General features: G+C 48.9%; 9 protein-coding genes and 1 tRNA gene. 9 read left to right on the forward strand and 1 reads right to left on the reverse strand.

Going from position 1 to position 11,805, the window contains the following annotated elements; all coding sequences use genetic code 11:
- Nucleotides 1–289 precede the first annotated feature (289 nt).
- Both ACYVJQ_RS17885 and ACYVJQ_RS17890 read left to right on the forward strand, forming a co-directional pair.
- Entirely contained in the window at nucleotides 290–1,306 is a 1,017-nt protein-coding gene (locus ACYVJQ_RS17885) for an LLM class flavin-dependent oxidoreductase (RefSeq protein WP_460894481.1), read from the forward strand.
- Nucleotides 1,307–1,585: 279 nt separating this feature from the next.
- Entirely contained in the window at nucleotides 1,586–2,449 is an 864-nt protein-coding gene (locus ACYVJQ_RS17890; protein ID WP_460894623.1) for a lysophospholipid acyltransferase family protein, read from the forward strand.
- Nucleotides 2,450–2,609: 160 nt separating this feature from the next.
- Here ACYVJQ_RS17890 and ACYVJQ_RS17895 read toward each other — a convergent pair whose 3' ends face one another.
- Nucleotides 2,610–3,239: an L-threonylcarbamoyladenylate synthase gene (locus tag ACYVJQ_RS17895; RefSeq protein WP_460894482.1), complete on the reverse strand. Its 630-nt coding sequence runs from the start codon at nucleotides 3,237–3,239 to the stop codon at nucleotides 2,610–2,612.
- A 254-nt stretch (nucleotides 3,240–3,493) separates the two neighbouring features.
- Between ACYVJQ_RS17895 and mltG the strand changes: the two genes are divergently transcribed.
- The 7 genes from mltG to ACYVJQ_RS17930 all read left to right on the forward strand — a co-directional run bounded on the left by mltG (nucleotide 3,494) and on the right by ACYVJQ_RS17930 (nucleotide 11,776).
- Nucleotides 3,494–4,582, forward strand: a complete 1,089-nt coding sequence (mltG, locus tag ACYVJQ_RS17900; RefSeq protein WP_460894483.1) for an endolytic transglycosylase MltG — start codon at nucleotides 3,494–3,496, stop codon at nucleotides 4,580–4,582.
- Between the two features lie 62 nt (nucleotides 4,583–4,644).
- A complete protein-coding gene (locus ACYVJQ_RS17905; protein WP_460894484.1) occupies nucleotides 4,645–5,058 on the forward strand; it encodes an acyl-CoA thioesterase in 414 nt (137 codons plus the stop codon).
- Nucleotides 5,055–5,984 (forward strand): YihY/virulence factor BrkB family protein, encoded by a 930-nt coding sequence (locus ACYVJQ_RS17910; RefSeq protein WP_460894485.1) that lies wholly within the window; start codon nucleotides 5,055–5,057, stop codon nucleotides 5,982–5,984. Before ACYVJQ_RS17905 ends, ACYVJQ_RS17910 begins: the two co-directional genes overlap by 4 nt.
- 247 nt (nucleotides 5,985–6,231) lie before the next feature.
- A tRNA-Ser gene (locus ACYVJQ_RS17915) sits at nucleotides 6,232–6,316 on the forward strand.
- 421 nt (nucleotides 6,317–6,737) lie between these two features.
- Nucleotides 6,738–7,118 (forward strand): response regulator transcription factor, encoded by a 381-nt coding sequence (locus ACYVJQ_RS17920; protein WP_460894486.1) that lies wholly within the window; start codon nucleotides 6,738–6,740, stop codon nucleotides 7,116–7,118.
- A 720-nt stretch (nucleotides 7,119–7,838) separates the two neighbouring features.
- Nucleotides 7,839–9,335 carry a hybrid sensor histidine kinase/response regulator gene (locus ACYVJQ_RS17925; RefSeq protein ID WP_460894487.1) on the forward strand — a complete coding sequence of 499 codons (1,497 nt, stop codon included), beginning with the start codon at nucleotides 7,839–7,841 and terminating at the stop codon, nucleotides 9,333–9,335.
- A gap of 440 nt (nucleotides 9,336–9,775) precedes the next feature.
- Nucleotides 9,776–11,776, forward strand: a complete 2,001-nt coding sequence (locus ACYVJQ_RS17930; RefSeq protein ID WP_460894488.1) for a DUF1800 domain-containing protein — start codon at nucleotides 9,776–9,778, stop codon at nucleotides 11,774–11,776.
- The last annotated feature ends 29 nt before the right edge of the window (nucleotides 11,777–11,805 follow it).

An 11,805-nucleotide genomic window follows, 5' to 3' on the forward strand; every position in this document is an offset into this window, starting at 1 on the left:
TCTGCTGATTTTACTATTGCCCTCTTTTTCGTCCCCCTTTGAAGGGGGTAGGGGGATGACCTCTTCTGCAAATCAAACCTGTTTCCAGCCCGTTTTCCGCAAAACAGGCCCAAAACGGGATTCCTTAGGATAACGCAACTGGGATCACCTATCAAGTTAACACTAATAACTCCCCAAGGTGGTATCCTTAAAGTAACGGGCAAACCTTACGCCGCCCGAACTTAATGGGGGTACTTTTGCCTTTTACTGAATCACCCGTACAAAAGGGTGTGTAAAAAGCGTGAAAATTATGCCTACTAAAAAACTTGCAGATATACCTGTTTCGGTGTTAGACCTGGTGCCCATTCTGGAGGGGAAAACCGCCACCGATTCTTTTAAAAATACCGTTGACCTGGCCCAGAACGTGGAGAAGTGGGGGTTCACCCGGTACTGGATGGCTGAGCACCACAATATGGCCGGTATTGCCAGTTCGGCCACGGTGGTGTTGATTGGGCACGTGGCGGGAGCTACCTCTAAGATAAGAGTAGGCTCCGGCGGAATCATGCTGCCTAACCATGCGCCGCTGGTGGTGGCAGAGCAGTTCGGGACGTTGGCGTCTTTGTATCCTGGTCGTATTGACTTGGGCCTGGGTAGAGCGCCGGGGACTGATCAACTTACCTCCATGGCCCTGCGGCGCGATTTGCGGGGCTCCGTAGATGATTTTCCGCAGAACGTGGTAGAGTTAAAGACTTACCTGGGGCCTGTTGACCCTACCGCCCGGGTGCGGGCCGTGCCTGGCGAAGGCTCCCAGGTGCCCATCTGGATTCTGGGTTCCAGCACGTTTGGTGCCCAGTTGGCCGGTATTCTAGGTTTGCCGTATGCGTTTGCCAGCCACTTTGCCCCAACCCAGCTACAGGCCGCCCTTAAAGTATACCGTGACAGTTTTCAACCCATTGGGGAGTTGAAAGAGCCTTATGCCATTGCCTGCGTGAACGTAATCGCTGCCGACTCTGACGAGGAAGCCCTGTACCTTTCCACCTCCCTGTACCAATCGTTCCTGAACGTGGTACGCGGCACGGGAAGACTCATGCAGCCTCCCGTGAAAAGTATGGACGGCCTTTGGGATGCTTCGGAGCGGTACGCCGTGCAGCAGATGTTACGCTACTCTTTTGTGGGAAGCCCTGCTACGGTGCAAGCCGATTTGCAGCAATTTCTGGACGAGACCGGAGTAGACGAGATTATGGTAGGAACCAATGTGTATGACCATGCCGCGCGGGTGCATTCCTATGAGATTCTGGCGCCGTTTTTCAAAAAAGCTGATCAGTAACAGTAAGAAGGAGGAAGCCCAACCCATATTCCTTGAGGAGTATTATGGGGAAGGCGGGCGGGTTTCTACCTTTTGTAAAGCGGCGCTGCTCCTGGAAGGTAACTGACTATTTTGCCCGAACAGGCATTTATCTTTACCTTAGAGTTGATTTTTACCCAAAGGCTGGTAGGCGCAAGAGCGTTTACCAGCCTGTTTTTCTGAAAAGCCATCAAAAACGTTTCATCTTTTTCTAAGTCCAGGCCGCAGCTCAAGCCTAGCCAATACCCACTTTGGTGGTTCCTGAAAGGCATTTCCCTACTGCCTTTTTCGTTACTGTATGGCTTGTCTACCTTTTTGTACTGGGTTCTGTATTACGTGGTGGGTTACCGGAAGAAAGTGGTGCGCCAGAACCTGGAAAGGTCTTTTCCTGGGAAAAGCATTTCTGAGCTCAGGAATATTGAGAAGCAATTCTTTTTGAACCTTACAGATACCATGCTGGAAACCTTGAAACTGGCCTCTCTTACCCCGCAGGAACTGAAGAAAAGAGTAGACTTGCGGGGCGGAGAACTGCTGGAGGAGCACCTGCGACAAGGTACCCCGGTTATGGTGTTGGGCGCGCACCTGGGCAACTGGGAGTTTATGTCGGCGTCTGGCAATAACCGGTTTACTTTCCCCATTGACGGTGTGTACAAGCCCTTGGCCAGCTCCTTTTTTGAGTCCTTTATGTGGTTTCTGCGCAGCCGCTTTGGTATCGTGCTGGTTAGAATGAAAGACACCTTGCGGCACCTTTTGCGGCACCGCGGCGAGCCCCGCATTCTTACCCTCCTCTCAGACCAGATTCCGCCCTACGGCGAGATTCAGCACTGGACCACATTTCTGCACCAGGACACCGCCTTTTATGTGGGCGCGGATAAGCTAAGGGCCTCTTTTCAGTACCCAACTTTTTTTGTGGGCATGCGCCACACCCGCCGGGGGTTCTATGAGGTTGTTTTTCAGGAGCTGCTTCCGGCTCCGGTGGCCGACGTGAAAGAACCAGGGCACCCGCTCACCGAGGCCTTCGCCCGCGCCCTGGAGTCCTGGATTGAAAAGTACCCCGCTGAGTACCTCTGGTCTCACAAACGCTGGAAGCATAAGCGCCCACAGGGCGCTAGTTCTGAGTCCTGAGTTCTGAGTATTGAGTTTTAAAAAATATTAGTGATGGTTTTAGGGCTGTTTTCTGAAAAACAGGCCCAAAACGGAAGAGTCCGAAGTCATGACTTCGGACTCTTCCGTTTTCTATTCATATGCCTGACTCAGGACTCTAGACTCAGAACTCAAGACTCTTTTAAAGATATTCCTCAATTTCGCCAGCCCCTTGGCGCAGGATGTCAAATTCATCATGCTCGCAGTTAATGACCGTAGAGGCGATGTTGTTGCCGTAGCCGCCGTCAATGACCAGGTCTACCAGGTTGCGGTACTTCTCATAGATCAGTTCTGGGTCGGTGGTGTATTCAATGACTTCGTCTTCGTCACGGATGGAGGTGGACACAATGGGCGTGCCTAACTCCCGCACCATGGAAAGGCAAATGTTGTTGTCCGGAATTCTGATCCCTACCGTTTTCCGGCGGGCCCCGCCAATCTTGGGCACGTTGCTGCTGGCCTCCAGTACAAAGGTGAACGGGCCGGGCAGGGCCTTCTTCATGACTTTGTAGGTTTGGTTAGAAATCTTGGCGTAGTCTGAGATGTGGGTCAGATCATGGCAGATAAAGGAGAGCTGCGCCTTATCTGGTTTGAGGCCCCGCAGCTGGCAAAGCCGTTCCACCGCCCTTCCGTTCATCAGGTCACAGCCCAGACCATAAATAGTGTCTGTGGGGTAAATGACCAGACCGCCTTTCTTTATGATCTCCACCGCCTGCTGTATGGCTTTAGGTTGCGGGTTGTCTGGGTGTATGCGTAAAAAGGTTGCCTGGGACATATTTATTGAGAGATTGAATGATTGAATGAAGGAGAGAATAGGGAGATAGTGAACCTATTGCCTGCCTGCAAAGCTATTGAGTTTACTTGGTCAATTTTAAATTAGCGGAAACTTCCATGACATACGCCCAATTATGATTTTGCGTTTTAGACCTGTTTTTCAAAAAACAGCCTCAAAACGGATTTCCACCTTCTCTCAATCATTCAATCAAACCCCGCTCTCACTCATTTACTAAATTCGTATCTTTGTCCCCTATGTCAGAACAAAATATTCCTTCGTCTCCAAGGCCAAGAAAGCCAAGAAAGGAGCAGAAAACCTCAAAATGGACGTATGCGCTGGTGTTGCTGATGTTCCTGTTTGTGTGTTTTTCTTACTACGCCTACCAGATTGTATACACTGCCAATGTAGAGAACAAAGGCGAGCCGGTATATGTGCTTATCCCCAAAGGGGCTACCTATGAGCAGGCCATGGATTCTATTGACGCCAAAAACGTGGTGATTGACCGCCTGAGTCTCAGGTTTATGGCCAAGCTCATGGACTACCCAAAGCTGGTGAAGCCCGGCCGGTATGAATTGAAAGACGGCATGACCAACTACCAATTGATTGCCAAACTCCGCTCCGGCGACCAGGACCCGGTCAAGCTCACCTACACCAACGTGCGCCTTAAAAAAGACCTGGCCCATAAGCTGAGCACGTTCATTAACTCCTCGCCGCAGGAGATTGACTCGTTGCTCAACAGCCCGTCGTTCACCAAAAAGCTGGGCTTTGACACCACCACCATCCTGACCATGTTCATCCCGAACACCTACGAGATCTACTGGACCACGCCGGCCCCGGAGATGATGGAGCGCATGAAAAAGGAGTATGACACCTTCTGGACCGCTGAGCGCAAGGCCAAAGCCAAGGCCCATAACCTAACGCCTACGCAAGTGTCTATTCTGGCCTCTATTGTGCAGGCTGAGCAGAGCGTGCACGCCGATGAGCGCCCTCGTATTGCCGGGGTGTACCTGAATCGCCTGAGGAAAGGCATGCTGCTACAGGCAGACCCCACGGTGGTGTTCGCCACCGGCGACTTTGGCATTAGACGGGTTTTGAACGAGCACCTGAAAACTGACTCGCCTTACAATACTTATAAATACAAAGGGCTGCCGCCGGGGCCTATCAACCTGCCTTCCATCACTTCTTTGAACGCAGTGCTGAACCCTGAGGAAAACGAGTACCTTTATTTCTGCGCCAAGGAAGACTTCTCGGGGTACCACGCTTTTGCGGTGACCGAAGCTGAGCACCGGCGCAACGCCGCCCGTTTCCATGCAGCCATGAACCAGCGCAAGATTATGCGCTAAGCAACGCGTTTTGGGGCCGTTTTTCTAAAAACGGCCTTATTTCAGTCTTTAAAGAAAGAGCAGTGTTTGAATCTGAAGTGCAGATACGCGTACGCTACGCCGAGACCGACCAGATGGGCTACGTCTATTACGGCAACTACGCGGCTTACTTTGAGGTAGCCCGTACTGAGACGTTCCGGCAGCTGGACATCCATTACAAAGAGATGGAGGCCGAAGGCGTGATGATGCCCGTGTTGGAGCTCAAATGCAAGTACATAAAGCCCGCCCGGTATGATGACCTACTCAAAGTAAAGCTGTTTGTACGCGAAAAACCCCGCGGGGCCCGTATAAAGTTTGAGTACGAGGTGTACAATGAGGCGCAGGAGCTTTTGACCATAGGCGAGACCATGATGGTGTTTGTAGACATGAAAAGCGGCAGGCCTACAGCGGTGCCCGCCGAAATTCATGCCAAGTTAGACCCTTACTTTACCGTATGACCCTAACGGAGCACGTCACCCAGTCCAGACAGTACCGTAAGTTTATTGTCTTTCTCAAGCGCGTGCGTTTTGTGGAGGGAAAGGTGTCTGTGTACCATGTGCTCAAGGTAGTGATTGATGAGCTGCACCATGACTCGCTCACCAAGCGGGCCTCTTACATGGCCTTCAACTTCACGCTGGCCATTTTCCCTACCATTATCTTCCTGTTCACGCTCATTCCCTACATACCGGTGGGGCACCTGGACCGTGACATTCTTACCTTGCTGGAAGACGTAATGCCCCCGGAGATTTACAACGCCGGTGCTGAGACCATTGAAGACATTGTGAACAAGCCTCGGGGCGGGTTGCTTTCCTTCGGTTTTCTGTTTGCGCTGGTCTTGTCTACCAATGGCATTATGAGCCTCATGGATGCCTTTGACAAGAAGTATAAAACCTTCAGGCGGCGCACCTATCTACGGAAACGGCTCATTGCCACTGCGCTCACCGTGGCCTTGGCGCTCATTTTGTTTCTGGCCATTGGCGCCATTTTCTTCGGGACCTACATTCTGGATGCGCTGGTGTTTTATGAGATTGTGACGGAAGCGTTTACCTATGGGTTGATTGTATCTGTGAAGTACGTTGCCGTAGCCCTGCTTTTCTTCCTGGCCACATCTATGATTTACTACTATGTGCCGGCGGTCCATGACAAATGGCCATTCGTCTCGGCGGGCTCAGTGGTGGCTACGTTTCTGATCTTTTTGGTGTCCTGGCTGTTCTCGCTCTACATTGGCAAGTTTGACTCCTACAACAAGTTCTATGGGTCTATTGGCGCACTCATAGGTTTAATGGTTTGGCTGGACTTTGTATGCATGATCCTGATTCTAGGCTTTGAGATCAATATCAGCGTAGATGCGCTCACCAAACGCCTGGAGAAGGACCGCTCCTAAAGATTGGCGTTTCAAGCCTGTTTTTCCAAAAACACCCTCAAAACGCCAATCTTCCTTTCTCAGGACTAGGAGGAAGGGGCGGGATAATCACAAAAGAAGAATTATTTTCTTTTCTGACAAAAGGGGTAGCGCCATGAGTATCAGGAAGAAAGTGCTTGGAGGGGCAAAAAAATGAAGGGAATTGAGAAAAAAGCGTGGGGTACCTCTTGACTGGTTCACCTGCATGCATTACTTTTGTGTCACATTTAGAGAGATGGCAGAGTGGTCGATTGCGGCGGTCTTGAAAACCGTTGACCTTTGCGGGTCCGGGGGTTCGAATCCCTCTCTCTCTGCTTGATAAAAGCCCCAAATTGCTGATAAAGCGATTTGGGGCTTTTTTGTGCTTCTTTCCCTTTCCAAAACTGCGTAGGCTAGGAGTAATCTTGCCTGCTTGGCAAGTTGTTGCTATGCAATCCTTCAGCACTTGTCTTCCAAACAATCTGTTTCCAATTTGCACGACTTGGGTGCTAGGATAAATGCCTATGAACCGATTGCTGGACTCGCAATTCAATACGCCAAGAATCCCTTTTAACCATCTGAAAGAGTAAATATTAACGTATTGCATTAGCTTATTTTAATAACCTTATAGGCCTGGATTAGTAAAAAGAGGTAGGTGGCGCGTGCAGATTAGGATGTTCATTCCCTCATGGGAAATCCTTCTTTTTAGTTTTTGGTTCAAGAAACAGATGATGGAAAGCGGTATTTACTTTACTTATGGAAAAGATCCTTCTAATAGAAGACAACCAGTTCATAAGGGAGAATGCTGCCCAAATACTTACTTTCGCGCATTATGACGTATTGCTGGCCGAAGACGGCAAGCAAGGAATAGCCTCTGCCATTAAAAATCTCCCAGACCTCATTATCTGTGACATCATGATGCCTGAGTCTGACGGATTCTGTGTGCTGGAAACTTTGAAAAAACACCCCGACACCTCTGAGATACCTGTGGTCTTCCTTTCTGCCAAGTCTACCAAAATGGATAGAAGTTATGGACTGGAATTGGGCGCAACAGATTACCTTACCAAGCCATTTTCTGAACAGGACCTCCTGAAGGTGGTAGAGAACATTCTCCACCCACATCATGATAAGGTGTAGTAGCTTGGCCAAAAATCAGTTAATATATTTTCCCTCCAGGTAATCCTTGTTAACTCAGCTTTTCAAATCCAGCCTTCCTTTTCCTTCATATCCTTCGATCCACTCCAAGTAACCTCTTCTGCCAAAAATTAGGGTATGCTAAGTTTACACTGCCTTCATTCAGAAGGCAGTCTTGCCTCCAATTTTAGTGTTTTGCTGGGATTAAAACCTTCCTTCATAATTCCATCAGGAAAAATTAACATATAACTGGTCGGTGAAAGTAAACCTTCTTCCACATAAGGTGTTATAGTATTATATCAATTATAAATTGATAGTTTATTAGAAGGAAGAGTTCTAAATCATGAAAGCAGTTGGTAAACGGGTGGAATTTATAGTTCGGGGCAAATGCTTTGAAATCAGTTATTGGTTTAACTAGCTGTTTATAAAAAGATGGTGCCCGTAAAGGTCCCACACGTCTACAGGCCGAATCTATTATTTGGCAAAGAGTCAGCCTGTTAGATTCCCATCCCCAGAAACCTGGCTCCCTGGATTATTTTTGGCAAAGCACAAAAGCTCCAACGCTATCCAGAGGTGCTGGCCAACCTAAGCAGGAACTAATCAAAAAAGAGAAAATGAAACGCAGTGACCAAGGGCCTTCACTGTTACCAGAGTAAAAAATGACCGGTTAAGGAGGAAGAAGCCCACTTCAGAGTTCCTTATTACCAGATAAACACTTTTGTTATGGAAAGTGATGATCAAACAAAACAGGGAACGACCATTTATACTGTTTTGGTAGTTGAGAATGACCCCCAGAGCCTTCAATTTATTACGTCCATCCTGAGTCCTTATTATCGGCTACTGGTTATGGAAAAGGCCGAGCAAGTGCTGGAACACTGCAAAGAGCGGCTCCCAGACGTGATCCTTATGGAGATTCCTACCCAAGGGCTCTCCGCGTATGATCTGGCCCGGCAATTAAGGGAAGCCCCCCGCACCAAGACTGTGCCCATCATTTTTCTGACAGATAAAACTGATGAGGAAGCAATTGACAAAGCTTTTCAGGCAGGTGCCGCAGATTATATCAACAAGCCCTTTAAAGGCATGGAGTTGCTGGTGCGGGTAAAGACCCAGATCAGTCTAAACCTATCAAAGAGAAGGTTGCGCCAAGCCATTGACCTGGTTCCGCACCGTATTTTTGCAAAAGACAGTGAGCACTCCATTATTCTGGCCAACGTAGCAGCCGCTGATTTTTACTCTCTTAAAGTAGACGACTTGTTGGGTAAAAAGGAGCCGCCTCTTCCCAAAGGTTGGGTTTATGAGGTGGTTACCAACGCCCAATGCCCCAATGAGGACTTCCCCAGCCGGATGCTAACCTGTGAAGAACATTTGCTTCTGCCGGATGGGACCAAGAAATATTTTCTGACCAACAAGATTCCCTTCCCTTTCTCAGACTCGCAACTCCCTGCCGTGCTGGAGGTGGTAATAGACATAACCGAAGAGAAAAAAAGGCAGGAAGAAATCAATCACCTGAATGAGCAACTCCTCAAGCACGGGCAGTTCAAAGACAAGCTTTTGTCTCTGATTGCCCATGACCTAATTAATTCGGTTTTTATCACTAACTCTACCTTAACCCTACTGTTGAAAAACGCTGAAAACCTGCCGTGGGAAAAATTCAAGGAAGAAGTAGAGAAGGTGAAAAACAATTCTGGTAAAACCCTGCAGCTGCTCGTCAACTTGCTGGAATGGTCCAAGGCCCAGTTTGAGGCAGTCACCTATGAACCGGTCACCTTAAATCTGCTGGAAGAGTTAGAGAAGCTGCAATCTATTTTGCAGCCTTATTTAGATTCTAAAACCATGAAACTGGAATGCCTGGTGCCTGGTTGGCTCCAGATTAGCGCTGACCCTAACATGTTGCAGACTATTTTTAGGAACCTAGTTTCTAATGCCATAAAATACTCCAATGAAGGAGATACTATTTCTATTACCGCCAGGGAAGAGGAGGGTAGGGTCTATATTTCTATCGCCGACCAAGGCGTGGGAATCAAGCCAGACCAATTGAAAGAACTGCAGCAGGGCAACCTGGAGCACGTCACCACCTTTGGCACGAAAGGCGAAAAAGGGTCTGGCATTGGATTAAACCTTTCCAAAGAGTTTGTGGAGCGGCACGGCGGTACGCTGGTAATTACAAGTGAAACGGGGGCCGGTAGCACCTTCACTTTCTCTGTTCCAGTGGCTGCTTAGCGCTATAGGCCTCGTGTAAAACCAAGTAAATGCCATTCCCAGGGCTGTCTTCAACCAGAGACTTCAGGAATCATAGACAGTTGGAAATAAACTCCCTTATATAGCCTCAAAAGTGAATGAGGGTGCTATTCCTTTGCTATTGGGCTTTTCCTTTCTATCTAAACCTTCCTGGTTCACCGGTCCCCTTGTGGGGCTAACTACCATCCACTTATCCTCTTTTTAAAACTATAATAATGCCCAAGTTATCATTAGGGGTAAAAGCATTAGAAGGAAAAAGTGCCCTTTCAGGAGAATAATGGCACAAGTAACCGCTTTAGAAAGCAAAGCGCACGAGCCGAACCTTAATTTATTTTAACCTAAGATTTAACCTTACCAGGTATTGCCTGTCTAATCGGGTATAGTAGCTTGCTAAAGGATTTTTGAATCCCAACCTTCATCTTATGCAACACAAAGCCAAGTACCTCTATACCTTGCTGGCAGTAATCCTGAGTGGGGTTATATTCTTCTCTTTCACATCCGGTACCCGGTATGTGAAAAAGGCTTTCCCGTATAAAAAGGCCGGGCTTAGCGAGCGGCAGGCGGCGGCGCATTTATTGGGTCGGTTCACTTATGGGGCTACCCCTGGGCAGGTAGAAGAGGTGGTAAAGATGGGCCTGGAAAATTGGTTGGACCAACAACTGAACGCCAATCTTACCAATGATCAGCTAAACCAGAGGCTGGCTGGGTACAAAACCCTTCAAATGAGCAATGCCCAGTTAGTGCAGGCTTTCCCTAAGGGGGGGCAGGTATTGCGCATGGCCATCAAAGACGGGGCAGTAGATAAAAACGAAGTAAAAAAAGGTGATAAAGAAGAGTACCGCAGAACCCTTACCGCCTACATGCGCAAGAACAACCTGCAACCCCAGCGCGAACTCTACAAAGAGCTTATCGGGCAGAAGATACTGAGGGCTGCCTACTCCCAAAACCAACTGCAGGAGGTAATGACCAGTTTCTGGTTTAACCATTTCAACGTTTCCCTCACAGACAACGACTGTTCGCATTTTATTACTGCTTACGAGCGAGATGCCATAAGACCCAATGCCCTGGGCCAGTTTGAGACCCTGCTGCTGGCCACTGCCAAATCACCGGCCATGCTCACGTATCTGGACAACTTTAGAAGTACCGCCCCAATGCAAGCAATGTCTGCTGAAGACCAACGGAAAGGCCAGCGCAGAATAAAGGGCTTGAAGCGTAGGCAAGCTTCTGATACCACTATGCAGAAACGGCAGGTGGCAGAAAAATTGCAACAAGCCAGAAAAGCCCAGGGTCTAAATGAGAACTACGCCCGTGAAATTATGGAGCTTCATACCCTAGGGGTAGACGGAGGCTATACGCAAAGTGATGTCACGCAAGCGGCCCGCATCTTTACCGGTTGGACCATTTTTCCAGGGTTGAATGCCTACGGAGCTGGCCAGAAGAACGCGCCGGCAGCCAGGTACCTGAAACAGACCAACCTCAACCAAAATGGATTTATAAGGGAAGGGGATTTCGTGTTTGCCAGCAACAGGCATGACAAAGGCGAGAAAGTTGTGTTGGGTACTAAATTCCCAGCCAACGGTGGCTATGAAGAGGGACAGAAACTGATCCATATGCTGGCGCAGCATTCATCTACCGCCCGCTTTATCTCTACCAAAATAGCCACTCGCTTTGTGAACGATAACCCCTCCAAAGACCTGATTGACCAGATGGCTAAGACCTTCACCAAAACCAATGGGGATATTAAGCAGGTGCTTTTGACCATGGTAGCCTCCAGGGAGTTCTGGGACAAGGAGGCGTTGCGGGAGAAAACCAAGTCCCCCTTTGAACTGGCCATCAGTTCAGTGCGCAGCCTAAACGCTGAGGTCACAGACCCTACCCAACTCTACAACTGGATCAACCGCATGGGAGAGAAGATGTACTCTTACCAGGCACCCACCGGTTTTCCTGACAAGGGGCAGTACTGGATCAACACGGGCTCGCTGCTTACCCGCATGAACTTCGGGCTGGCGTTGGCGGCACAGCGCATACAGGGCGTGAAAATCAATTTGCCGGCCTTGCACCAAAACCGGGAGCCCGAAAGCGCCCAAGAGGCCCTGAAAGTGTATAGCAACTACCTCATGCCAGAACGCGACTTGCAAGAGACCATTAAACGGCTTACTCCTACTTTAACTGACCCTGAATTTAGCCAGAAGGTAGATGCGGCGGCCAACAAAGCCGTGCCTGCGCAGGAAGAAGAAATGATGCAGGAAGAGACCATGCGCATGAATGTGAAAGGCAAAGGGCAAAAGCAAAACCCAAATAAGGAAAACCAGCGTCGCAAAGGACAATATGCCAAAGAAGCCCAGGGAGGTAAAGCCCAGAACATGATGTTGGCCCAGGTAGTGGGCATCATTATTGGGTCACCTGAATTCCAGCGCCGGTAAGCCGTTTATTAATAAGAAAAGAACGAAGC

Source organism: Rufibacter soli, assembly GCF_054781795.1.